Source organism: Elizabethkingia occulta, from assembly GCF_002023715.1.
GTDB classification, from domain to species: Bacteria; Bacteroidota; Bacteroidia; order Flavobacteriales; family Weeksellaceae; genus Elizabethkingia; species Elizabethkingia occulta.
Window position 1 is genome coordinate 1 of record NZ_MAHX01000003.1, and the last position, 23,955, is coordinate 23,955.

Consider the following 23,955-nt stretch of genomic DNA (forward strand, 5'->3'; position numbering starts at 1 on the left):
ACTCTGAGCGTAGTCGAAGAGTATTTTGATAATCTATTATTGAATTAGATCAAATAATTTATTAGCCTTGGTAAGGTTCTATCTTGACAAGGCTTTATAAGAAAAAGAGATCTTTTAAAGACCTCTTCCCCTTATTTATTGTATGAAAAAAGAATAATATAATTATTCCTGATTTTCCTTTAACCATTTTAATCTTCTCTGATCCGGAAGATGCTTTACACTAAAGTTTTCAAATTTTGCAAGGAACCCTTTACCATCCGGACTGGCGCCCATTAAGCCAACCATAACCGGAGTATTGTCCTGTAGATAGGCATTACGCATTAGCTGGTAGCTTTTATCATCAAAAGAATAATAAATTTCTACAGCATCCAGCCTTCTTACAGCTTTTATCCAGATATACGAAAGACTTTTATCCAGACTAATCATACTCCAGTCGCTTGTTTTATGTGTGACAACACTACTGATGTTGTATTTGCCATCCACAAACTCAATACCGGTTTTTATGTAATTTTCTTTATCAATGCGCAGCATTAATCCGGCTTGATCAAATCTTTCTTTGTAGTCTCCTGTAATTTTCACTTTTACTTCAAATTCACCGCCATAAATTCCATAGTAGAAAGGAGCATCGTCTACCGTAAATCCATAATGAGATATTCGCCAGTAATCGCTTTGCGGAGTTACGAACATCTGAAGGCTATTATTTTTAATCTCCCATTTTTCAGGTTCATTAAACCACTGAAGCTTTTCTATTTTTTGGGCAGAAACCTGTTGTAGCGTTATGCTGCCAATCATAAACAATAATAGTTTTCGCATATTGATGTTGTTTTTAGCTTAATTGATTATTTTCGCAAAGCTATAATACACCAACATAGGTAGCAATACTGATTAATAGCCATTTTATGGAAGATAATATAGGTACTACTTTAAATGAACAGCTGCTTCAGCAGAACTTTGGTAATGAAAACAATCCGGAAGCCCAATTATTAGCAGGTCAGGAAATTGCAAAGGCATATATACAAACAGAAAATGCAATTGCTGTACTCAGTGATGTTGTATCAGATAAAAGTTATATCTATTATGGAAGTATGGCTGCCATATTAGGATTTACAAAAGAAAATTCGGAAATAGCTTCTATATGGGAAAAAGATGTACTGGAGAGAATTCATCCGAATGACCTTACTGAAAAATACCGAATGGAGCTGTACTTTTTTCATTTTTTGAAAGGCATTGCGAAGGATCACAGAAGAGATTATCATGTTTCCAGTACTGTACGGATGAAAGCTTCTCAGGGAAATTATTTGTCAGTCTGGCATCGTATATTCTACATTAACAGTACACTTAATGGAAGTATAGGTTTAGTGTTATGCCTTTACAGCTTTTCATCATATCCCGGACAAAACTCTTATGAAGGAATGATTGTAAATACTGCTACCGGGGAAATTGTGAAAACCAGTAAACCCGAATTAGATAATATTTTGTCGGAACGGGAAAAAGAGATTCTGACATTTATAAAAAACGGTAAGCTGAGCAAAGAAATTGCTGCTGAATTATCTATAAGTCTGCATACTGTTAACCGTCATCGTCAGAATATTCTGGAAAAGCTTCATGTAAATAATTCTTTTGAAGCTTGTTATAAAGCAGAGTGTCTCGGGTGGATTAGTTAAGAAAAAGCTGTATAGAGAATATATTCCATATTTTTTTTGAAATAAGCTTTTTTTTCAAAATTTGGTTTTCCAAAGAAAGGATCTAACTGATCAGCAGGTGTAAGAATTGTACTTGTTTTCATACCGAGATTTGCCATCCCCACAAATATTTTAGTTTTTTTGCCATCCTTCTCTAAAAACAGCAGATAAGAATAATCGGTATTATTTCTTATTTCCAGTTTTTCAATATTTTCATAAAGCACTGCACGATTAATATTTTTAGATGAGATAACAATCTGTTTATCTTCAAAATGAATCCTAAAATTACTGGCGAGAAGCTTTTTGAAAAGAAAAGAAATAATAAAGAAAACAATAATTGCACTAATACCCATTATCATAATACCTACAGCTCTGGGTATTTTGTTTAGCTGATAGCTAATAACAATAGTCATGAATATTGTAGGGATAAGAAATATTGACAATATGATGAAAAATATAGACAGTCGGTACTGACATTGTATCATTCCCCTAAAGTTTAAAGTAATATTCTCATTCATAACTTTTAAAATAATAAGAGTAAAACTACTTCTTTTTGAATAAATATCAGGATTAATTAATCAAATCTAGGAAAACAATAATAATAACTGAAATAGCTAATGCAGTTAATGCAATAATAAAAAATAAGTCAGCAATCCGTTCGAATTTATAAGCTTTTTTCTCTGATTCTGTACGTATGGCAAGAAAAGATAGGATGCAACTAGCCATTAAAAGCAAACTTGCAACTGCTGCAAAATCATCCAAATAGGTGCCTTTGGACAGTTTTGCGACTTTTAATGAAGTAATAATTACTAAACAAAACCCCAAAAGATTTGAGGATGTGTTAAGAATATGTGGTGATTTTCTTTTCATTACTAAAGCTGTCGTTTTTTTTAACTAATTTATGTAAATAAGCATTACGAGGGAGTTTTTTAATAAATTTTATGATAAATAAATAAATACTAAATTCTTATATTTGTAAAAATGCTTTACAATGGAAGTTACAGATATTGAAACATCACAGGTTACTTTTGAAGATTTCAAAAAACAAATACTTGCGGATTACAAACTAGGCAGAGTTTCAAGAGAAATGAGCCTTTTAGGGAGGAGAGAGGTATTAACCGGAAAAGCCAAGTTTGGGATTTTCGGAGACGGAAAAGAGCTTCCTCAGCTAGCAATGTCCAGGGTATTCAGAGACGGAGACTTCAGATCGGGGTACTACCGTGATCAGACTTTTGCGATGGCAATTCATGCATTAACACCAGAAAGCTTCTTTGCTTCTTTATATGCAGATACAGATGTGGAAAGAGATCCGGCATCTGCGGGGAGACAAATGAATGGCCACTTTGCTACAAGATCTTTAAATGAAGATGGTAGCTGGAAGGATCTAACCAAAATGAAAAACATTAGCTCGGATATTTCTACTACAGCAGGGCAGATGCCTCGTTTATTAGGACTTGCTCAGGCTTCTAATTATTATAAAAATCATACTTATCCGGGATCGGAAAAATTTTCTAAGGAAGGAAACGAAGTTGCTTTTGGTACCATTGGAGATGCCTCCACAGCTGAAGGTCATTTCTGGGAAACTATTAATGCTGCAGGAGCATTACAGGTTCCTATGATTATGTCTATCTGGGATGATGGTTACGGAATCTCAGTGCCAACTAAAAACCAGAGAGCAAAAGAGGATATGACAGAAATGCTGTCAGGATTCCAGAGAAAAGAAGGGGAAAATCAAGGTTTCGAGCTTATTCAGGTGAAAGCTTGGGATTATCCTGCATTACAGGACGCATATACTAAAGCAGAGCATTTTGCAAGAGTAGAAAGAGTACCGGTAATTATACACGTTATTGAAGTTACACAGCCACAAGGGCACTCTACATCAGGTTCTCATGAACGTTATAAATCTCCGGAAAGATTGCAATGGGAGCAGGAGCATGATGGGCTGAAAAAATTCCGTGAGTGGATTCTGAACTATGAAATTGAAGGTGAAGAAGGAACAATGATACTGGCTTCTGAAGAAGAATTAGATCTTATCGACAAAGAAGCTAAGAAAGAAGCTAAAGATGCACAGAAGAAAGCATGGGATATATATCAGGGAACAATTGTTTCTTTAAAGGATAAAGCATTACCAGCAGTAGAAAAATTAGCTGCTGTATCTGCAAATTCTACAGGGGTAAATGAGGAAATAGAAAAATTCAAATCACTTATTACTATTGCTAAAAAAGAAGTTTTCCATTTACTAAGAAGATCTCTATGGGTAACAAGAGGTGAAAATTCTGCAGAACGTCAGGCTGTAAAAAATATATTAAATGAATTAACAGCTGTAGAAAGAGATAATTATTCATCTCATCTGTACAGTGAATCAGAATGGCAGGCTGTAAACGTTCCGGAAGTTAAACCAACTTATGCAGATGATGCTGAAATGGTGGACGGAAGAGTTGTGATAAGAGATAACTTTGATAAAATATTAGCAAAATATCCTGAATTCCTAATTTTTGGTGAAGACAGTGGAAATATTGGAGATGTAAACCAGGGATTGGAAGGACTTCAGGAAAAATACGGAGCAGATCGTGTTGCCGATACAGGTATTCGTGAAGCTACAATATTAGGGCAGGGCATTGGTCTTGCTATGAGAGGACTTCGTCCTGTAGCAGAGATTCAGTATCTTGATTATCTGCTTTACTGTATTCAGGGAATGAGTGATGATCTGGCAACAGTACATTACCGTACAAAAGGAGGCCAAAAAGCTCCGGTTATTGTACGTACAAGAGGACACCGTTTAGAAGGAATCTGGCATTCTGGATCGCCAATGGCAGGAATTCTGAATTTGGTAAAAGGAATTCATGTGTTAGTACCAAGAAACCTTACCAAAGCTGCAGGGTTTTATAATACGATGTTGCAGTCGGATGAACCTTCTTTGATTATTGAAACTCTGAACGGATATCGTCTGAAAGAAAAACTACCAAACAATTTAGGAGAGTTCACTGTACCAGTAGGAAAAGTAGAAATTACAAAAGATGGAACTGACGCTACAGTAGTAACTTACGGTTCTACATGGAGAATTGTAATGGAAGCTGCTGCAGAATTAGAAAAACTTGGCGTGAATATTGAAGTAATAGATATTCAATCATTGATGCCGTTTGATATATCTGAAGATATTCTGGAAAGTGTGAAAAGGACAAACCGTTTGGTAGTAGTAGATGAAGATGTACAGGGAGGTGCAACAGCCTTTATTCTCCAGCAAGTTCTGGAAAAACAAAAAGCCTTCAGATATCTGGATTCAGAACCATTAACTATTGCTGCGCAGGATCACAGACCAGCATATGCTTCAGACGGAGATTATTTCTCTAAGCCTTCGGCAGATGATGTAGTGGAGAAAATTTACGCACTTGTGCGTGAATCTAATCCAGCAAAATATCCAGAGATTTAATAAAATATTTTATTATGAATAATGTATTGAAATTTGTTTTAGCAGGTGGTTTAGGGTTAGCATTAACTTCATGCGGAACTCAGAAAAAGTTAGAAGCATTACAAACAGATTATCAGAAGTGTCTCAGTGATTCAGGGCAGAAAGAAAGCCTTATTCAAAGTCAGAAAGTAAGAGTTTCTTCATTGGAAGAGCAAATTAATTTGCTTAAAAACCAAAATAGTATCTTACAGGAAAGTCTAAAAGATTGTGCAACCAACAGCAACAAAGGGTCTATGAATATAGAGAAGCTGATTGGACAGATCAAAGAATCTCAGGATTATATCAAGAGATTACAGGATGCAAGATCTAAGCAAGACTCTCTGAATATTGCAATATCCAACAAACTGAAGAGATCTCTTGATAATATCAATGATCAGGATATCGATATTAAAGTCCAGAAAGGTGTTGTATTCATTTCATTATCTGATAAAATGCTATATAAATCTGGTAGCTACGAGATTTTACCTACAGCCGAGACTGTATTAGAGAAAGTGGCGCGTGTAATCAATGATTATAGTGACTATGATGTGATGGTTGAAGGACATACTGATACAGATCCAATGAAGCCGAATGCATTAATCAGAGATAACTGGGATTTGTCTGCATTGCGTGCAACTTCAGTTGTAAGAATGCTTCAGACTAAATTCGGAGTTAACCCATCCAGAATGACAGCCGGAGGACGCTCAGAATACGTTCCTAAAACTGATAACAATACGCCGATGGGCAAATCTGAAAACAGAAGGACAGAAATTATCGTTCTTCCTAAATTAGACCAGTTCATGCAACTATTGGAAGCAAAAAGATAAAATTGTAAATTCCTTATAAAAGCCTGTTTCAATAACTGAAACAGGCTTTTTTATTAACTATTGAATTGAGACATAAAGTATTGCCCGCTCTAGGGTATATTCTCTTTTTGCAAAATCTGTAATAAGCTGTTTATTCTCATTTGTTCGTTTTTAGTTTCGCTATTTTTTTCACAATCTTTTTCGTAAATTCGCAATAAAATTTTTTCCAATGAATTACGATATTATTGTTATAGGAAGTGGACCTGGTGGTTATGTTACTGCAATCAGAGCTTCCCAATTGGGTTTCAAAACTGCAATTATAGAGAAAGAGAATCTTGGTGGTATCTGCCTTAACTGGGGTTGTATTCCAACAAAAGCTTTATTGAAGTCTGCACAGGTTTTCAAATATATAGAACATGCTGAAGAATATGGTCTTAATAAAGTAGAGCCTAGTTTTGAATTCCCGAACATCATCCAGAGAAGCCGTGGCGTTGCTAACAAAATGAGCAAGGGTATCGAATTCTTGATGAAGAAAAATAAAATCGATGTAATCTTAGGTACGGCAAAAGTATTACCTGGCAAGAAAGTAGAAGTTACAGATGCTGAAGGTAAAAAGCAAACTTATGCAGGTCAGAATATTATTTTAGCAACTGGTGCACGTTCCCGTGAATTGCCAAACCTTCCTCAGGATGGTAAAAAAGTAATCGGTTACCGTCAGGCACTTAGCCTACCAGAGCAACCAAAATCTATGATTGTAGTAGGTTCTGGAGCTATTGGTGTTGAGTTCGCTTATTTCTATTCAAGTCTGGGAACTAAAGTTACTGTAGTAGAATTCTTACCAAACATCGTTCCTTTAGAAGATGAAGAAGTATCTAAGCACTTAGAGAAATCATTGAAAAAAGCAGGAATCGAGGTAATGACAAATTCTTCTGTTGAAAGCGTAGATACAACAGGAGAGGGTGTAAAAGCTAAAGTAAAAACGGCTAAAGGTGAAGTTATCCTTGAAGCAGATGTTGTACTTTCTGCAGTAGGTATTCAGGCAAATCTTGAAAATATCGGACTTGAAGAAGTTGGTATTAAAACAGATAAAGGAAGAGTTTTAGTAAACGAATGGTATCAGACAAATGTACCGGGTTACTATGCAATCGGAGATATTATCCCTACCCAGGCACTAGCTCACGTAGCATCTGCTGAAGGTATTACTTGTGTAGAGAAAATTAAAGGAATGCATGTAGATAAAATCGACTATGGTAATATTCCTGGTTGTACTTACTGTCTTCCTGAAATTGCATCAGTTGGTTTAACAGAAAAACAAGCTAAAGAAAAAGGCTACGAAATAAAAGTAGGTAAGTTCCCGTTCTCAGCTAGTGGTAAAGCTACGGCAAATGGTGATACTGATGGTTTCATAAAAGTAATTTTCGATGCGAAATATGGTGAATGGTTAGGTTGTCATATGATTGGTACAGGTGTTACTGAATTGGTAGCTGAAGCTGTTGTAGCAAGAAGATTAGAAACTACAGGTCATGAGATTATTAAATCTATCCACCCGCACCCAACATTATCTGAAGCGATAATGGAAGCGGTAGCAGCTGCTTATGGAGAAGTAATTCACATATAATATAAACGTAATATAAATATTATGTGAAAAATAATTAAAATCCACAGCAACTGCTGTGGATTTTATAATTTTATAAACCAAATTTTACAACACAAAATTATTAAATGGAGTACAGAACAGGGCTCGTTCTTTCAGGAGGCGGAACTAAAGGCATTGCACATGCAGGAGTGCTGAAGTTTCTGGAAGAGAAGCAAATAAAAGTAGATGTTATTTCCGGTACATCGGCAGGCGCATTGGTTGGAGCATTATATGCATATGGAAAGTCACCGGAAGATATTCTGGCTTTTTTCCAATCTGTCCATTTCTTCAACTGGAAGCATCTGGTATTTAACAAGCCGGGCATCGTAAGTTCAGATATTTTCAGAATTTACCTGGAACCGATCTTCGGAAATTCAAAAATAAAGGAAAGCAGAATTCCATTATTACTTACAGCTACAGACCTGGGAACAGGAACTTTGCATGTGTTTGATGAAGATACTGAGGTAATAGATGCTATTATTTCTTCTGCAGCAATTCCGGGAGTTGCCACTCCTTATAGTATTAATGAGGAAATTTATTGTGACGGAGGTATTATTAATAATTTCCCCGCAGATTTATTAAACAATAAGGTAGAGAAAATGATAGGAGTATACCTTTCTCCTATGGAAAAGCTGAATCAGAATAAAATCAAGAGTATCCGCTCGGTTACTGAACGTGCTTTGGAAATATTACTTTACAGATCAGAACATCATAAGTTTGAGTTATGTGACTGGTTTATTCCATTGAACAAATTAAGTACTTACGGGAGATTTGAGACAAAAAAGCAACGGACTCAGGAAATATTTGATATTGGTTACATCTCTGCACAGGATACCTTTGCAGAAAGCTTATTCTATCAGGATACAAAATCTATTATATAAGGCAGATAAATGTAAATGCCTGTTAAAATAGCCGCAAGAACTGCTACTACAACAGCTCCGGCGGCTATATCTTTTATGATACCTATATTCTTATTGTATTCTGGGTGAACAAAATCACAGATTTTCTCTACACATGTATTTAGAGCTTCGGTAACCAGAACGAAGAATGAAGCCATCAGTATAAGTGCTATTTCCAGTCTTTCTAATTTTAGATACACAATAAAAAACAGGTTAACCAGAAGACCCAATACTTCAATCTGAAAATTTCTTTCATTTTTTAGTAAGAATAAAATTCCTTTGAAAGCATTACCAAAACTTTTATATAGAGAAGGTTTACGCATTATTCCCAGTATTTGTCAACCATATATATCAACTGAGTCATAACACTGGCACCTAGTAGAAGCTCTCTTCGGTTTACAGCCTCGAAGGTGTCAGACGCAGAGTGGTGCAGGTCAAAATATCTTTGTGAATCAGGCATTAAACCAGCAGTAGATACCCCATATTTTTTTAATGGTGCAATATCGGTACCTCCTTCTGAATCGGCAATATTATGAACATTATAAGGTGCAAATAATTTCATCCAGTTTTTAACATCAGTTTTTTGCTCTGGCTTCACATCCATAAAGAAGCCAATAGGTGAGTAGCCTCCGGCATCGCTTTCAAGTGCAAAGATATGTTTCTCCTTAGCACCATTCTCCTCTGCATATTTTAGACCGCCACGTGTTCCGTTTTCTTCATTGGCAAATAATACTGCACGTATTGTATGGTTATTGTTAAGTCCTAGTTTTTTAAAGGTTCTGAGAACTTCTATAGACTGTACAATTCCGGCACCATCATCCTGTGCACCTTCGCCAACGTCCCAGGAATCCAGATGTCCACCTACAACAATAACTTTCTGATCTTTTTTACCAGTAATTTCTCCAATTACAGAATTACTCATTACCTCTTCCTTCATCCCACAGTTGGAATTAAGTTTAGCGGTTACTTTTTGTGATTGTAATAACTTAGCAAGATTCTCAGCTCCTTTAGGTCCAATAGCGATGGCTGGTATTTTTTCTATTCCATCTTCATACTTCATCGCTCCTGTATGTGGGGCGTCGTCTGTAGCGGAGGACAAAGATCTGATGATTACGGCTTTTCCGCCTTTTTTTGCAACCATCGAAGCTGTTGCTCTCCTGTATATTCCTGCATCACGATATCCAAGGAATGTAGTTATATAAGATTGATTAAAGGAATTGTTGAAAAATACAATTTTACCTTTTACAGTACTTTCTGGCAATGCATTAAACTCTTCAATAGTTTTTACCAGAATTATATCACCTGTTAAATCTTTACCATTAGTACCTTCTGAGTTTCCAAGAGAAAGCATATTGACAGACTGCCACTGCCCATTAGCTGTTTTTATATGAAGAGATTCTTTACCTCTTACCCATACCGGAACTTTTACAGGCTGAAGCCATACTTTATCTGCTCCGGCTTGTTTCAATTGATTAAAGGCCCATTGTGTTGCTTTTTCGTAAGCTGCTGAGCCACTTAGTCTGTGGCCAATATTTTTACTAAGGTACCTTAGCTCTTCATAAGCCTCTCCTTGGTTTAAAATCTGTCCTGATATTTTAGAGAATACCAGTGAATCGTCCTTTTGTTGGGCGAAAAAAAATCCACTCGCAATGAGTGGAATAAGCATTAGTTTTTTCATTGCAATTCCTGTCAAGTTTTGAGTAAATCAAATTTAAGGAATTTTTGCAGGAAAAAATATTATTTCATGTCATACATTACCAATGCAGTAAGCAGTTTTGGTTCTATATAGGTACATTTTGGTGGCATTTTTTGTTTAAGATCTGATATTTTCACCAAGTCTGAGAATGGTAATGGATGAATTGCAAATCCTACAGCGTATTCACCATTGTCTACCAGTTCTTTAATTTCTGCAATACCTTCTACTGTAGAATTACCTTTAGAGAAGCCTATTTTGTCACTTAGTTTGGTTTCCATACCCAAGACTTCCTTAATAACATTTCGTTCCAGGAAGTAGTGGTCAAGATCCTCCAATCCGCCGGTTTTATTTCTAAGATCATGTTTGATATGAAGACTGTAGAATTTACCATCTACATACATGCTCAGGTGATATTTTTGAGAAGGATAATAAGGAATATCTCCTTTCTCATGAATAACAAAAAATTTCTCTAAAGATTTTAAAAATTGTTCTGTAGATAAACCGTTCAGGTCTTTTATCAGACGGTTATAATCGTGGATTTTAATAGATTGGTTGGAGACAATATAGCTGTAAACATAATTAAAGCCTTCCTGTCCGGTATGTTTTTTACCTTTATTAAGATGATTTTTAGCATTGAGTGCTGCAGAACCAATTCTGTGATGACCATCGGCGATGTAAAAGGAATCAATTTGTTCAATTACTTCCTTATACTGTTGAAGTTTCAGACGGTTATCAATTCTCCATAGTTTGTGACGAACTCCGTTCTTGTCTGTAAAGTTAGCAACCGGAACATTTTTCTCTTCCAGATTCATCAATACCTCTATTTTGGAATTAGAAGGATAGGTAAGCAATACAGGTTCAGCCTGAATTTTTACTTTATCCAGGTAGTGGGCAAACTTTTCCTTTCTCTGCGTTATGGTTGCTTCGTGTTTTTTTATTTTTCCGTTCCAGAAATCCTCAACAGATGTTAATCCCAAAAGACCACGGTAAACCGTTTTGTCCGGCATTATCTGCTCGTAAAGATAAAATGCAGCGTTGTCCTGAGACAGTTTTTTATCCTGAAACAGTTCTTCAAAATTGGTTCTGACCTTTCTTAGGTTACGGTCTACATCTTTTGATTTGCTGCATACAAAAGGCTTTAACATCTGGACATATGAATCGTCCACACTAGCCTTCAGATGTAACTCTTCTTCTGTGAAGTTATCTATAGATGCTGTTGTAAATGTTTCAACCAAATCATGGTGAGGTCTTATGCCTCGAAAGGGTTTAAATAAAGGCATTTCTTTCTATTGTAGTTTAAGTTTAATTAGTTGTTCTGCTAATTCCATTCCAATTTTCTCCTGTGCATCAATTGTGTTGCCACCAATGTGTGGGCTTAATGATAAAGCAGGATTCATTAATAAAGGAAGTTCGGGATTAGGTTCGTTTTCAAAAACGTCCAGTGCGGCACCAGCTATTTTTCCTTCTTCGATAAAGTCCAGTAAGGTAACCTCATTAAGTACACCACCTCTGGCAGCATTCACAATGAATACACCGTCTTTCATTCTGCTGAATTCCTCAGAATCCAGAATATAGTGAAGCGTTTTTGCTGTATTGATACTGATAAAATCAGATTGTGTAATTACTTCATCAAGGGAAACAGAAGTTAAGCTGAATTTCATCTTTTGTCCATCGAAAAAGTGTAGTGCCACTTCTTCTGTTTTAGGGGTTCTGTTATAACATAAAACTTTCATTCCCAAAGAAATTCCAATTTTAGCTACTTCCATTCCAATTTTACCCATACCAATTACCCCAAGAGTTTTTCCTTTTAGCTCAAAAGCTTTAGCAAAGGATTTCTTAAGTTCATTGAATTTAGTTTCTCCCTCCAGTGGCATCAGTCTGTTCGACTCATGCAGGTTTCTGGCCAAAGAAAAGAAATGAGCAAAAACAAGTTCGGCAACAGAACGTAAAGAGGCAAGGGGAGTATTGAATACATAGATGTCTTTCTCTCTTGCATATTCCACATCAATATTGTCCATGCCAATACCTCCTCGTCCTACAATTCTTAGTGTAGGACAGGCATCTATCAGTTCTTTTGTTACTTTGGTTGCGGATCTTACAAGAAGAACATCCACTCCGTTATCATTGATAAACTGTGCGAGATGTCCGGATGAGACACGATTGTCCAGCAGATTAATTCCTGCTTCTTTTAACGCTTTTTCCCCCGATTCCGAAATACCATCGTTAGCTAATACCTTCATATAAGATACAAATTTACAGATTTAAAAATTTACAGATTTTTAAGTTTGTTAATTTTCAAATCAATTAGCTAATAGACTTCATAATGTCTACTAGTACCTGTACACTCTCGATTGGAAGAGCATTGTAAAGACTTGCACGGTATCCGCCAAGACTCCTGTGTCCGTTAAGACCACTTATACCAGCTGCTTTCCATGCTGTATCGAAAGCTTCTTTTTTAGATTCGTCAGTAAGTTTGAAGGAAACATTCATTAATGAACGGTCCTCTTTTACAGAATAACCTTCGAATAAAGGATTTCTGTCGATCTCATCATATAATAATTTAGCTTTTGCTTCATTGCGTACTTCGGCTGCTTCTATACCACCATGCTGCTCCAGATACTGAAGTGTAAGAAGTGATGTATAAACAGCAAATACAGGTGGTGTATTGTACATACTTTCTTTATCAATATGCAGCTGATAGTTTAAGTAAGAAGGAATATCTCTCCCCGTTTTTCCCAGAATATCTTTTTTTATAATAACTAATGTTGCTCCGGCCGGACCCATATTTTTCTGTGCTCCGGCGTAAATTAAATCGAATTGTGAGAAATCCAATACTCTGCTGAATATATCGGAAGACATATCGCAGACCATTAAAGTATCTGTTTTAGGAAACTCTTTCATTTGAGTTCCATAGATTGTATTGTTGGATGTACAGTGGAAATAGTTGTATTCGGATCCTACAGTATAATCTTTAGGAATAAATGAATAATTCTGATCTTTAGAAGAGCCAACGATATCTACTGTACCTAGTTTTTTAGCTTCTTTAATAGCTCCTGCAGCCCATGTTCCGGTATCCAGATATGCAGCTTTACCATCTGTTTTCATAAGGTTGAAAGGAACCATTGCAAATTGAAGGCTTGCACCACCCTGAAGAAAGAGAACATCATAGTCATCTCCCAACTTCATTAATCTTTTTACAATAGCACGCGCTTCATCCATTACGGCAACAAACTCTTTGCTTCTGTGTGAGATTTCCAGAAGGGAAAGCCCCATTCCGTTAAAATCTAAAATAGCTTCTGAAGCTTTCTGGAAAACTTCCTGAGGCAGAATACAAGGACCGGCGCTAAAATTATGTTTCTTCATTACTAAATTTGGTGTTATATTGTTTTTATAAAGTATTTATTGAAAAAAAACGCTCACAATTAGTGAGCGGTATTTTTATTCTCCGTGTAAAAAAGCCTTTTTCTCAAGAAGCTCTTCTTCAGTTTCTACATGATCTTCATCTGGTACACAGCAGTCTACAGGACATACAGCAGCACATTGAGGCTCTTCATGAAAACCTTTACATTCAGTACATTTATCTGTTACAATGAAGTATACATCATCACTAACAGGTTCTTGTGGGGCATTAGCGTCTATAGTCAGACCCGATGTCATCGTTACGGTTCCTTTCAGGTTGGTTCCGTCTGCAGCTTTCCAGTCTACAGCTCCTTCATATATCGCAGTGTTAGGGCATTCAGGCTCACAAGCTCCACAGTTAATACATTCATCCGTTATTTTAATGGCCATTGCTCTTTAATTTTTGTTAAATTTGCACAAAGATAAAAATTTTTCACCAGATTATGAATAAGGAAGCTAAAATTCGGGGGTTAGGAGGTTTAGGAAGTTTTTTGAAAGAGTTCTTAATAAAAAATAATGACAATTATACATCTTTGGAAGAGGAATTTCAGGGATTATTGTTAAGATCAGAAATAGAAAATCCATGGTTTACTCAGGATAGTCTGAGATATGCTTTGGAAAGTTTAGCAGAAGTTCTTAATGAAACCGCAATCAGCAGTTGGACAGATAAATACCTATTTTCGGATACTTCAAAAAGAGTAGGGCTTATCTTAGCTGGTAACCTGCCCTTAGTAGGGTTTCACGATGTAATGTGTGTTGTATTATCCGGACATATTCCGGTGATAAAGCTTTCTTCCAAAGACAGATTATTAATTCCGTTTTTAATGAAAATATGGAATGATTCTACAGAAGGAGGAGTTGAATATGAATTTGTAGAAAGACTTGAAAATTTTGAGGCTGTAATTGCTACAGGAAGTAATAATACGGCAAGATATCTGGAATTTTATTTCAAAGATTATCAGAATATCATTCGTAAGAACCGTACATCAGTAGCTGTTTTAAATGGAGATGAGACCGATGAAGAATTGCAGTTATTGGCGGAGGATATTTTCCGTTATTTCGGGTTGGGATGTCGTAACGTTACACGACTCTTTATTCCTGAAGACTTTAAATTAGAGCGCCTTTTTGAAAATTTCCTGAATTTTAAAGATGTTATTAACCATAATAAATATGCCAATAATTATGATTATAACAGAGCTGTATATCTATTAAATCAGGAGCTTTTCTGGGATAATAATTTTGTAATGCTTCGTGAAGGTGAAGATTTATTTAGTCCGCTTTCAGTAATCAACTTTAGCCGGTATAAAAGTCTTGATGATGTAAAGAACTTTATTAGCGAGCATCAGGAGGAAATACAGTGTATTGTTGCTAAAGATGCATTAGGATTAGAATCAGTTTCTTTTGGTGAAGCTCAGAAACCAGGACTGGATGTTTATGCAGATAATGTAGATACAATGGCTTTTCTTAGTGTTGTATAAAAGGTATTAAAATAGAAGCATAATCGAAAAATATATACTATCAGAATTATTTTCAAAGATTCTGAAAAATATTCTTTAAAATAAACTGAAAAGAGCCGGAAGTAATTCGATAACTTTCGGCTCTTTTTTATTTATAATCTTCTGGTAATAGGATTAAGTTCCGTAATGAAGATGATCACCTGTTCCTGAGAGAACTTTTGGTGAATAATCTCACTCAAATTTTGCATTTCATTCAACAGGAATCCGCCTCTGATTTCATGATCATTAAAGATTAATAATAGATTGTAATTTTTACCCTCCTGGATATAATTGCTGTCTACTTCTGAGAAAATATACTTTTCTACATCATACAGATTTTCTACTAATGCCGGAAATTCCTGCTCCAGAAAATCATACCACTGCGACTGGGCTGCACTTTCAACATGAAAAGTAACGCTAAGAACACTCATTTTTAAGAAATTTTATGATTTTTAAAATTAAATATGCTTTATTTCAGGGGCAATATTAGGTAAAAAAAACGTAAATTAGCCCGTTGTTTAAATCCTGAACTTCAGGAGTGTGAAAATCAGTTTTTTGTATGATTTTCCCGATTTATTTTAAATATAAAGAATGAATACAGAAGGAGAAAAGCTAATTCCTATCAACATTGTTGATGAAATGAAATCCTCTTACATCGATTATTCGATGTCGGTTATCGTATCCAGAGCGTTACCGGATGTAAGAGATGGTCTGAAACCTGTACACAGAAGAGTACTTTACGGTATGTACGGTTTAGGCGTTTTTTCTAACAGAAAATACTTAAAGTCTGCCAGAATTGTTGGAGATGTATTAGGTAAGTACCACCCGCATGGTGATAGCTCGGTTTACGATGCTATGGTGCGTATGGCACAGCCATGGTCTCTGCGCTATCCATTGGTAGACGGACAGGGTAACTACGGTTCCATGGACGGTGATCCGCCTGCAGCAATGCGTTATACTGAAGCAAGACTTAAAAAGATTTCGGATGAGATACTTTCTGATCTTGATAAGGAAACAGTTGACTTTCAGAATAACTTTGATGACTCTTTACAGGAGCCAAAGGTGCTTCCTACAAGAGTACCAGCTCTTTTAGTGAATGGTACTTCCGGTATTGCGGTAGGTATGGCTACCAATATGGCACCACACAATCTTACAGAATCTATAAACGCAATCTGCGCTTATATTGATAATAACGAAATAACGATAGATGATCTGATGCAGCATATTATTGCACCAGACTTCCCAACCGGAGGTATTATCTATGGTTATGATGGTGTAAGAGATGCTTTCCATACAGGAAGAGGAAGAATTGTTCTTCGTGCTAAAGTAAGCTTTGAACAAATCGGTAACCGTGATGCAATTATTGTATCCGAAATTCCGTATCAGGTAAACAAAGCTGAAATGATTGCCAGAACCGCAGAATTGGTGAAAGAAGAGAAAATTCCGGGAATCTATGAGATTCGTGATGAATCCGACAGAAAAGGTCTTCGTATTGTATACGAACTGAAAATGGATGCAATCCCGAATGTTGTACTAAACCTTCTTTACAAATATACCTCGCTTCAGACTTCTTTCAGCGTTAATAATATTGCATTGGTGGCAGGCCGTCCGCAACAGCTTAACCTGAAGGAGATTATTCACCATTTCGTAGAGCACCGTCATGAGGTAATTATACGCAGAACGGAGTACGAATTGAAGAAAGCAAAAGAAAGAGCGCACATCCTTGAAGGTTTCATGAAGGTTATCGGAACTCAGGATGCTTTAGATAAAGCTATTTCAATCATCCGTCATTCTGCAAATCCTCAGGAAGCAAAAACAGGTTTAATTGAAGAGTTTGAACTCTCTGATATTCAGGCGCAAGCGATACTTGATTTAAGGTTGGCAAGACTAACCGGTATGGAGCTGGATAAGATCCGTGAAGAATATGAAGAGATTATGAACTTAATCAAGCGTTTGGAAGACATTCTTGCAACTCCGGCTTTACAATATGAGATCATTAAAAATGAATTAATCGAGATCAGAGATAAATACGGTGACGAAAGAAGAACAGAGATCGACTATGCTGGGGGAGAAATGAATATTGAAGACTTCATCCCGAATGAGCAAGTTGTTCTTACTATTTCTCATGCTGGCTATATTAAGAGAACGCCTGTAAACGAATATAAAGTTCAGTCCAGAGGAGGTGTTGGTAATCGTGGTGCAACTACCAGAGATGCTGACTTCCTTGAATATATTGTAGCAGCTACAAACCACCAGTATATGTTATTCTTTACTGAAAAAGGTAAATGTTACTGGTTAAGAGTATTCGAAATTCCGGAAGGATCTAAAACAGCTAAGGGAAGAGCAATTCAGAACCTTATCAATATAGAACCGGATGATAAGATTAAAGCTTATCTAAGAACGGATGATCTTAAAAATACTGAGTATGTAGAGAAGATGAGTGTTGTGATGATTACTAAAAACGGAACCATCAAGAAAACTTCATTAGAAGCATATTCCAGACCTCGTGTAAATGGTATTAATGCCATTGAAATCCGTGAAGACGATCAATTACTAGGAGCAAGATTAACTGACGGGACATCCGAAATTATGATTGCTACTAAGAATGGTAAGTGTATTCGTTTCCCTGAAGAAAAAGTAAGATCAGTAGGTCGTACTTCTATTGGTGTGAAAGGTATTACTATGGAAGACAGTGATGAAGTAATCGGAATGATCGCTATTAGTGATAAAGAAAACGAAACTGTATTGGTTGTTTCTGAAAACGGATATGGTAAGCGTACAGCTGTAGAAGACTACAGAATCACTAACAGAGGTGGCAAAGGTGTTATTACATTAAATATTACTGATAAGACAGGACAATTAATTGCAATAAATAACGTTACTAATGAACATGACCTTATGATTATTAACAAATCCGGGGTTGCTATTAGAATGAGCGTTGAAGAAATGCGTGTAATGGGTAGAAATACTCAGGGGGTTCGTCTGATCAACCTTAAAGGTAATGATGCAATCGCTGCGATTGCTAAAATCGAAGTAGATAAATCTGTGGAGGACGAAGAAGAATTGGAAGAAGGTGATGAAAGCGCTGTAATCCCGAATACTTCTGATGATGCCACTACCGGAGAATTATTTAAGGAAGACGGAACAGAAAATATTGAAGAATAAAAGTTTAATAATAGAAATATGAAAAAAATCCTTTTGAGTGCAGCATTAGTATCAGTTTCACTGGCTTTTGCACAGAAAAAAGAAATTCAGAACGCTGTAAAAGCAGCAGACGGAGGTAATGCTGCTGAAGCTTTGTCTCAGATTTCGGCTGCAGATAGTGCTTTACAGGGAAAAATGTATTTGTTGGAGCCTTCTGTACAAGAGCAATACTATTATGCAAAAGGTATAGCTTTAATAAAGTCTGGCAAAACATCTGAAGGGGCAGCAGTTTTAGCTAAAATTTCTGATCTTAAGACAAATAAAATATTTGCTGGTAAAGACAACAATAAAAATAAAGTTTATTTCGTAGGTAAAGCAGAAGCTGATAAAGACGGAGCTGGACTACAATTGAAAGAAGAAACTTATTCTCCTACATTAGCAGGAAATGTTGGTGCAGCTGTTAACCCTTTATTACAAAAAGTAAGTGGTGAAGCCCAGAAAGAATATGATGCTAAAAACTATGCGGTCGCAGCTGAAAAATTCCTTCAGGTAAACGACCTTTTAAAGGCAGCTGGTCAGCCTGATGATATTTACAAATATTATGCAGCAATCAGCTATGCTTTAGGAAACAAAAAATCAGAATCTATTGCTCTTTATCAAGATCTTATCAATTCTGGATATACAGGTATCAAAACAACTTATTCGGCACTTAACAAGAAAACTAACCAGAGAGAAAACCTGGATAAGTCTTCTTTTGAATTAGTGAAAAAATCTCCTGATTATGCAGATTTTAAAACTGAAACATCTAAAAGTGTAGAAGAAGAATTATATGAAACTGCAGTTGCTTTAATGTTGGATGACAACAAGAACAGCGAAGCTGTAGCTCTTATTGAGAAAGGTCTTGCTAAGTTCCCGAATAATGCAAAGATGAATGATCTTAAATTATCTGCTTATTCAAGAACAGGTGATAGCTCTAAGCTTGAACAAACAATTAAAGAAGCGGTAGCTAAGAACCCGGGCGATAAATTAAACTGGTCTAATCTTGGCGTTATCCAGTCCAACAATCCTGCAACTGTTGCTGATGCTGAAGCTTCATTTAAAAAAGCTTTAGAAATTGATCCTAACTATGTGCCTGCATTACAAGGATTAGTATTCAACCTTTACTTAAACGGTAAAGCTGATGCTAAAATTGTAGACGCTTACAATGTTGCGAGAAAAGCTGGTAAAATTGATGAAGCTAACAAAATCATTGCTGAAAGAAAAGTAAGATTCACAAAAGCTTTACCATACTTGGAGAAGCTAAATACTTTAACGCCTAACGAAGCGGATGTTGTAGATACTCTTAGAACTGTTTATAACAGCTTAGGAAAGCAAGATAAAGCCAAAGAACTAAAAGGTGGTAAATAACCAATTTTTTGAGCTATAAAATAAAAAAAACTCCCTTTTGGGAGTTTTTTTTATTTTGATAAAAACCTTGTCAAGGTTAATACGATATTGAATATGAACCTTGACAAGGTTCATTTAAAAATAGTGAATATTTTTTACTGCTTTTTCACCAGTATTTTTTCCAGAACAACCTGGCTGAAGCTTTCTTCCTGATCATCGTATTTTACACGCTTACTACCATCGAAAGGTTCATTTTCCAAAATTGTGATAGAGGTACCCAAAGGCAATTTTTTGTTATTCAGGAATCGTAAAAAATCATCCGAAGAAGCTGTTAGTCCTACAAATTCTACAGATTCACCAATTTTACATTCACTAAGTTTGAAATAATTGTTTTTAATGATATTTCCTTCCTTATCCGGAATAGGAGAGCCATGAGGATCTGTTTTTGGAAAGTTCAGAATTTCATCAATCTTATCGAAGAAAACAGGTGATTGTATATGTTCTATTTCTTCTGCAATATCGTGTACTTCTTCCCACCCGAACCCCATCTTTTCTACCAGAAACATTTCTGTAAGACGATGCTTTCTTACAATTAAAGCAGCTTTCCGCCTTCCTTTCTCCGTGAGAATAAGAGGTTTGTAGCTTTCGTAGATGACCCAGCCTTCCGTTGAAAATTTCTTCATCATACTATTTACACTGGGCATACGTATCCCCAGATTGTCGCTAAGGTCTTTTACCGATATTTCATTTTCGCTGTTGGCTAAATGGAATAGGGCTTTCAAGTAATTTTCTTTAGTCAGAGAATTCATACCCCAAATTTAAACCAAAAAAATAATTAGACCAATTCTGCCGGCTGCAGACTTTGCTTTAATCTATTTTTAAGCAGTGTTAATTATGTAACAATTTTCCGTGTATTATAAAAAATGGTATAATATTTATTTATTCGTGAAGTATCTTTGTAACACTACTTATTAATTAAATGCAAATTTTTCAGACCAACAGTCCTACACGATGGAAACGGTTCAAATGGGCTTCCCGTATTCTCGTGTTTATCTTAGTCCTTTCAGGGATTATATTGTTTATCGCTTTTAGAAAAGCCTTCATCCCTAGCATTCCGAATCTGAATACTTCTGGTAAGATCTCTCAGGATGTACTTCTGAGTAAAACAACAGCGAATGAAAGCAAAAGCATTCGTAAATATCAGGGATTCAGAGAATATATTAAAAAGCACCAGAAAAAAGGACTAAAAGTTCATAATTCTAAACTAAAAGCAGCAACCATAAATTATAATATGGCTGCGCCTATTCGTGCTGCTTATTATGTTGCATGGGATGCACAGTCTTATTTTTCCCTCAGAAGAAGTATCAACAAGCTAAACATGATTATTCCGGAATGGTTTTTTATTCATCCCGACGGAAAGCTTCAGTTGGATATAGACAAACGGGGATTTAACCTTATAAAGGCATCTAAAGTTAAGGTTTTACCGATGCTTTCGAATAATTATAAAGGTAATTTTGATCCGAGAGGAATTCATATTATTCTGACTGATCAGAAGAAACAGGATCAATTCATTAAAGATCTTTTGCATTATGTAAAAGTCAATGATTTTAGCGGTATCAATATAGACCTGGAGAATTTATCAGAACCTACGAATGAACCACTGATTAATTTTCAGAAAAATTTATATAACGCGTTTCATAAAGAAGGTTTATTGGTAACTCAGGATGTAATGCCATTCAACGAAGATTATAATTATGACCAGCTTAACCGCTACAATGATTATATTTTTCTGATGGCCTATGACGAGTTTAGTAATGATACCAAACCAGGCCCGGTTTCCAGTCAAAAATGGATAGAAGCTGCAGTAGATCAGGTGGCTAAAAATATTCCTTCCGAAAAAATTGTATTAGGACTGGCTGGCTACGGTTACGACTGGAAAGCCGGAGCTAAAGCAGCAACAGACGTTACTTATCAGGAAGCTTTGTCCACAGCACGGGAAACAAACTCAAAAGTTGTATTCGATAAGGATACTTACAACCTGCGTTATGATTATAAAGACCAGCAGGGGACTTTACACCATGTGGAATTTACCGATGCTGTAACCAATTTCAATACACTAAGATTTGCTGCCGAGTATGGACTTGGAGGAACAGCTTTGTGGAGATTGGGAAGTGAAGATAACAGATTGTGGAGTTTTTATAAGAAAGATGTCAGCAAAAAAGGAATGCAGGATTTCGATTTTAACAAACTTCAACATGTTGCCAGCAGCTCCGATGTAGATTATATGGGGGAAGGAGAAATTCTGGATGTGGCTTCCCGTCCGGATACAGGACTTATAAGACCAGTTGTAGATAAAGAGCATATGCTGATCACAGATGAGGAATATGTGAAGCTGCCATCTATGTTTGTAGTGAAAAAATGGGGTAAACCGAAAGATAATGAAAAGGTAATGGTTCTTACTTTCGATGATGGTCCAGATCCAGAATATACACCGAAGATTTTGGATATCCTGTCTAAATATAAGATTCCGGCAACATTTTTTATATTGGGTATTCAGGCGGAACAGAATATTCCTTTGGTAAAACGTATTTATCGTGAAGGACATGAAATAGGCAACCATACTTTCACACACCCGAATATGGCGGAAGTAAGCCCGCAACGGAGTAAAATGGAAATGGATGCCACCCGTTTGCTGATAGAAAGTATTACCGGGCATAGTACAATTTTGTTCCGGGCTCCTTTCAATGCAGATAGTGAACCCGAAACATTACAGGAAATAATTCCTGTGGCAGACAGCAGAGAGCGAAATTATCTTACTGTAGGGGAAAGTATAGACCCGGAAGACTGGCAGGCAGGCGAAATAAAAGGCTTCAATGCAGATACTATTGTGAACAGAGTAATCAGAAGTCAGGGGAATGGTAATATTATTTTGTTACATGATGCCGGTGGCCCAAGAGAAGCTACAATACAGGCTTTGCCAAGAATAATAGAATATTTTCAGAAAAAAGGTTATAAGTTTACTACAGTAGCCAACCTTCTAGGGATGAAGAAAGATCAGGTAATGCCACCAGTGCCAAAAACTAAAGGGTATTATATTTTCCAGGTTACAAGTGCTATTGCTATTGGTGGATATTATTTGGGATACCTTTTCTTTGCCATGTTTATTGTTTTTATGGTGTTGGGTGCACTTCGCTTTATATGGCTGATGGTATATTCTTACAGATCATACCAAAAGGAAAAGCATCAGGTTAAAATTGCATTAACCGAATTTCCGCAGGTCGATATTATTGTACCGGCATATAATGAGGAAGTCAATATTGTAAAATCACTTAAAAACTTATTGAAATGTGATTATCCTAATTTCCATATTATTTTTATAGATGACGGAAGTAAGGATGAAACCTTCAATAAAGCATTTGAAGCCTTTAACGGGCATGCCAATATCACTTTATTGAGTAAAACAAACGGAGGTAAAGCTTCTGCACTTAACTATGGTATCGACCGTTCGACATCGGACTATGTAGTATGTATAGATGCAGATACCCAGCTTATGCCTAATGCAGTACGTCTGATGATGGAAAACATGTACCGTAATGCCGATAAAAATGTAGGCGCTGTTGCGGGTAATGTAAAAGTTGGAAACGAGATCAATCTGATTACTCAATGGCAATCTACGGAATATATAGGCAGTCAGAATTTTGACAGAAGAGCATTCGAAGCTTTCAATGCAATTACTGTAGTCCCGGGGGCAATAGGATTGTTCAAGAAACAAGCAATTGAAGAAGTTGGTGGATTCAGTACTGATACACTAGCTGAAGATTGTGATCTTACTATAAAGATTTTGCGTAAAGGATATTTCGTAAGTAATGAAACGGAAGCTATTGCCTATACTGAAGCTCCTGAAAAACTGAAACAGTTTATGAAACAGCGTTTCCGTTGGACATTCGGGGTATTACAAACCTTCTGGAAGAATAAAGATGCTTTCTTTAATCCGAAGTTTAAAGGCTTAGGAATGATAGCTTTACCGGATATGTTAGTCTTCAAATATATTATACCTTTCTTTTCTCCTTTGGCAGATCTGTTGATGGTGATAGGATTGTTCACAGGAAGTGCAGAAAAAATAGGGATTTATTACTTATTATTCCTTATTATTGATGCCCTGGCTCTGGGCTTTGCCCTTGTTATGGAGAAAGCAAGCTTTATGAAGATTATATGGCTAATTCCACAGCGTATTATTTATCGTTGGTTAATGCTTATTGTATTATTCAAATCACTGAGAAAAGCACTGAAAGGAGAGCTGCAAAGCTGGGGAGTATTGAAGAGAACAGGAAACGTAAAAGATATAACTGAAACGGTATAAATG

Annotated in this window: 20 protein-coding genes; 9 read left to right on the forward strand and 11 right to left on the reverse strand. The window is 36.2% G+C overall.

The window, feature by feature from the left end; genetic code table 11:
• Positions 1-162: 162 nt before the first annotated feature.
• Positions 163-813 carry a DUF1349 domain-containing protein gene (locus BAZ10_RS01590; RefSeq protein WP_078770544.1) on the reverse strand — a complete coding sequence of 217 codons (651 nt, stop codon included), beginning with the start codon at positions 811-813 and terminating at the stop codon, positions 163-165.
• Positions 814-899: 86 nt separating this feature from the next.
• Here BAZ10_RS01590 and BAZ10_RS01595 point away from each other — a divergent pair, with 86 nt between their 5' ends.
• A complete protein-coding gene (locus BAZ10_RS01595) occupies positions 900-1,664 on the forward strand; it encodes a response regulator transcription factor (protein WP_078770545.1) in 765 nt (254 codons plus the stop codon).
• On the opposite strand, the gene BAZ10_RS01600 is transcribed toward BAZ10_RS01595, so the two are convergent.
• Positions 1,661-2,167 (reverse strand): hypothetical protein, encoded by a 507-nt coding sequence (locus BAZ10_RS01600; protein WP_245803716.1) that lies wholly within the window; start codon positions 2,165-2,167, stop codon positions 1,661-1,663. The two genes, BAZ10_RS01595 and BAZ10_RS01600, sit on opposite strands and share 4 nt — an antisense overlap.
• Positions 2,168-2,252: 85 nt before the next feature.
• Positions 2,253-2,552, reverse strand: coding sequence for a hypothetical protein (locus tag BAZ10_RS01605; RefSeq protein WP_078770547.1), 300 nt, complete (start codon positions 2,550-2,552; stop codon positions 2,253-2,255).
• A 121-nt stretch (positions 2,553-2,673) separates the two neighbouring features.
• Between BAZ10_RS01605 and BAZ10_RS01610 the strand changes: the two genes are divergently transcribed.
• From BAZ10_RS01610 to BAZ10_RS01625, 4 genes are all read left to right on the forward strand, one after another.
• Positions 2,674-5,112, forward strand: a complete 2,439-nt coding sequence (locus BAZ10_RS01610) for an alpha-ketoacid dehydrogenase subunit alpha/beta (RefSeq protein WP_078770548.1) — start codon at positions 2,674-2,676, stop codon at positions 5,110-5,112.
• A gap of 14 nt (positions 5,113-5,126) precedes the next feature.
• The gene (locus BAZ10_RS01615; protein WP_078770549.1) at positions 5,127-5,957 is read left to right on the forward strand and encodes an OmpA family protein; all 831 of its coding nucleotides are present in this window, start codon (positions 5,127-5,129) and stop codon (positions 5,955-5,957) included.
• A 208-nt stretch (positions 5,958-6,165) separates the two neighbouring features.
• Positions 6,166-7,554 (forward strand): dihydrolipoyl dehydrogenase, encoded by a 1,389-nt coding sequence (gene lpdA / locus BAZ10_RS01620; protein WP_078770550.1) that lies wholly within the window; start codon positions 6,166-6,168, stop codon positions 7,552-7,554.
• Between the two features lie 104 nt (positions 7,555-7,658).
• Positions 7,659-8,453 (forward strand): patatin-like phospholipase family protein, encoded by a 795-nt coding sequence (locus tag BAZ10_RS01625; protein ID WP_078770551.1) that lies wholly within the window; start codon positions 7,659-7,661, stop codon positions 8,451-8,453.
• Here the strand turns inward: BAZ10_RS01625 and BAZ10_RS01630 are convergent.
• The 6 genes from BAZ10_RS01630 to BAZ10_RS01655 form a co-directional block, all read right to left on the reverse strand.
• Positions 8,429-8,794 carry a diacylglycerol kinase gene (locus BAZ10_RS01630; RefSeq protein ID WP_078770552.1) on the reverse strand — a complete coding sequence of 122 codons (366 nt, stop codon included), beginning with the start codon at positions 8,792-8,794 and terminating at the stop codon, positions 8,429-8,431. The two genes, BAZ10_RS01625 and BAZ10_RS01630, sit on opposite strands and share 25 nt — an antisense overlap.
• Positions 8,794-10,149, reverse strand: coding sequence for a M20/M25/M40 family metallo-hydrolase (locus tag BAZ10_RS01635; protein WP_245803717.1), 1,356 nt, complete (start codon positions 10,147-10,149; stop codon positions 8,794-8,796). The genes BAZ10_RS01630 and BAZ10_RS01635 overlap by 1 nt, the downstream gene beginning before the upstream one ends.
• 59 nt (positions 10,150-10,208) lie before the next feature.
• Positions 10,209-11,447: a DUF1015 domain-containing protein gene (locus BAZ10_RS01640; protein WP_078770553.1), complete on the reverse strand. Its 1,239-nt coding sequence runs from the start codon at positions 11,445-11,447 to the stop codon at positions 10,209-10,211.
• Between the two features lie 6 nt (positions 11,448-11,453).
• Entirely contained in the window at positions 11,454-12,407 is a 954-nt protein-coding gene (locus BAZ10_RS01645; RefSeq protein WP_078770554.1) for a D-2-hydroxyacid dehydrogenase, read from the reverse strand.
• A gap of 64 nt (positions 12,408-12,471) precedes the next feature.
• On the reverse strand, positions 12,472-13,530 hold the full coding sequence (gene serC, locus BAZ10_RS01650; protein ID WP_078770555.1) for a 3-phosphoserine/phosphohydroxythreonine transaminase: 1,059 nt from the start codon (positions 13,528-13,530) through the stop codon (positions 12,472-12,474).
• A 75-nt stretch (positions 13,531-13,605) separates the two neighbouring features.
• On the reverse strand, positions 13,606-13,956 hold the full coding sequence (locus BAZ10_RS01655) for a 4Fe-4S binding protein (protein WP_009088212.1): 351 nt from the start codon (positions 13,954-13,956) through the stop codon (positions 13,606-13,608).
• A gap of 53 nt (positions 13,957-14,009) precedes the next feature.
• On the opposite strand from BAZ10_RS01655, the gene BAZ10_RS01660 reads away from it, so the two are divergent.
• Positions 14,010-15,044 carry an acyl-CoA reductase gene (locus tag BAZ10_RS01660; RefSeq protein ID WP_078770556.1) on the forward strand — a complete coding sequence of 345 codons (1,035 nt, stop codon included), beginning with the start codon at positions 14,010-14,012 and terminating at the stop codon, positions 15,042-15,044.
• 131 nt (positions 15,045-15,175) lie between these two features.
• On the opposite strand, the gene BAZ10_RS01665 is transcribed toward BAZ10_RS01660, so the two are convergent.
• On the reverse strand, positions 15,176-15,493 hold the full coding sequence (locus BAZ10_RS01665; protein WP_078770557.1) for a DUF4286 family protein: 318 nt from the start codon (positions 15,491-15,493) through the stop codon (positions 15,176-15,178).
• Positions 15,494-15,653: 160 nt separating this feature from the next.
• Between BAZ10_RS01665 and gyrA the strand changes: the two genes are divergently transcribed.
• The gene (gyrA, locus tag BAZ10_RS01670; protein WP_078770558.1) at positions 15,654-18,227 is read left to right on the forward strand and encodes a DNA gyrase subunit A; all 2,574 of its coding nucleotides are present in this window, start codon (positions 15,654-15,656) and stop codon (positions 18,225-18,227) included.
• 18 nt (positions 18,228-18,245) lie between these two features.
• The gene (locus tag BAZ10_RS01675; protein ID WP_078770559.1) at positions 18,246-19,613 is read left to right on the forward strand and encodes a tetratricopeptide repeat protein; all 1,368 of its coding nucleotides are present in this window, start codon (positions 18,246-18,248) and stop codon (positions 19,611-19,613) included.
• 134 nt (positions 19,614-19,747) lie between these two features.
• Here the strand turns inward: BAZ10_RS01675 and BAZ10_RS01680 are convergent, their stop codons facing one another.
• The gene (locus BAZ10_RS01680) at positions 19,748-20,401 is read right to left on the reverse strand and encodes a metal-dependent transcriptional regulator (protein WP_078770560.1); all 654 of its coding nucleotides are present in this window, start codon (positions 20,399-20,401) and stop codon (positions 19,748-19,750) included.
• A 170-nt stretch (positions 20,402-20,571) separates the two neighbouring features.
• On the opposite strand from BAZ10_RS01680, the gene BAZ10_RS01685 reads away from it, so the two are divergent.
• Positions 20,572-23,952 (forward strand): polysaccharide deacetylase family protein, encoded by a 3,381-nt coding sequence (locus tag BAZ10_RS01685; protein WP_078770561.1) that lies wholly within the window; start codon positions 20,572-20,574, stop codon positions 23,950-23,952.
• Positions 23,953-23,955: the final 3 nt, after the last annotated feature.

Bases quoted from the DNA above. Each gene is read 5' to 3' on its own strand.
- BAZ10_RS01590 (WP_078770544.1), bottom strand. From the start codon at position 813: ATGCGAAAACTATTATTGTTTATGATTGGCAGCATAACGCTACAACAG.
- BAZ10_RS01595 (WP_078770545.1), top strand. From the start codon at position 900: ATGGAAGATAATATAGGTACTACTTTAAATGAACAGCTGCTTCAGCAG.
- BAZ10_RS01600 (WP_245803716.1), bottom strand. From the start codon at position 2,167: ATGATACAATGTCAGTACCGACTGTCTATATTTTTCATCATATTGTCA.
- BAZ10_RS01605 (WP_078770547.1), bottom strand. From the start codon at position 2,552: ATGAAAAGAAAATCACCACATATTCTTAACACATCCTCAAATCTTTTG.
- BAZ10_RS01610 (WP_078770548.1), top strand. From the start codon at position 2,674: ATGGAAGTTACAGATATTGAAACATCACAGGTTACTTTTGAAGATTTC.
- BAZ10_RS01615 (WP_078770549.1), top strand. From the start codon at position 5,127: ATGAATAATGTATTGAAATTTGTTTTAGCAGGTGGTTTAGGGTTAGCA.
- lpdA (WP_078770550.1), top strand. From the start codon at position 6,166: ATGAATTACGATATTATTGTTATAGGAAGTGGACCTGGTGGTTATGTT.
- BAZ10_RS01625 (WP_078770551.1), top strand. From the start codon at position 7,659: ATGGAGTACAGAACAGGGCTCGTTCTTTCAGGAGGCGGAACTAAAGGC.
- BAZ10_RS01630 (WP_078770552.1), bottom strand. From the start codon at position 8,794: ATGCGTAAACCTTCTCTATATAAAAGTTTTGGTAATGCTTTCAAAGGA.
- BAZ10_RS01635 (WP_245803717.1), bottom strand. From the start codon at position 10,149: ATGAAAAAACTAATGCTTATTCCACTCATTGCGAGTGGATTTTTTTTC.
- BAZ10_RS01640 (WP_078770553.1), bottom strand. From the start codon at position 11,447: ATGCCTTTATTTAAACCCTTTCGAGGCATAAGACCTCACCATGATTTG.
- BAZ10_RS01645 (WP_078770554.1), bottom strand. From the start codon at position 12,407: ATGAAGGTATTAGCTAACGATGGTATTTCGGAATCGGGGGAAAAAGCG.
- serC (WP_078770555.1), bottom strand. From the start codon at position 13,530: ATGAAGAAACATAATTTTAGCGCCGGTCCTTGTATTCTGCCTCAGGAA.
- BAZ10_RS01655 (WP_009088212.1), bottom strand. From the start codon at position 13,956: ATGGCCATTAAAATAACGGATGAATGTATTAACTGTGGAGCTTGTGAG.
- BAZ10_RS01660 (WP_078770556.1), top strand. From the start codon at position 14,010: ATGAATAAGGAAGCTAAAATTCGGGGGTTAGGAGGTTTAGGAAGTTTT.
- BAZ10_RS01665 (WP_078770557.1), bottom strand. From the start codon at position 15,493: ATGAGTGTTCTTAGCGTTACTTTTCATGTTGAAAGTGCAGCCCAGTCG.
- gyrA (WP_078770558.1), top strand. From the start codon at position 15,654: ATGAATACAGAAGGAGAAAAGCTAATTCCTATCAACATTGTTGATGAA.
- BAZ10_RS01675 (WP_078770559.1), top strand. From the start codon at position 18,246: ATGAAAAAAATCCTTTTGAGTGCAGCATTAGTATCAGTTTCACTGGCT.
- BAZ10_RS01680 (WP_078770560.1), bottom strand. From the start codon at position 20,401: ATGAATTCTCTGACTAAAGAAAATTACTTGAAAGCCCTATTCCATTTA.
- BAZ10_RS01685 (WP_078770561.1), top strand. From the start codon at position 20,572: ATGCAAATTTTTCAGACCAACAGTCCTACACGATGGAAACGGTTCAAA.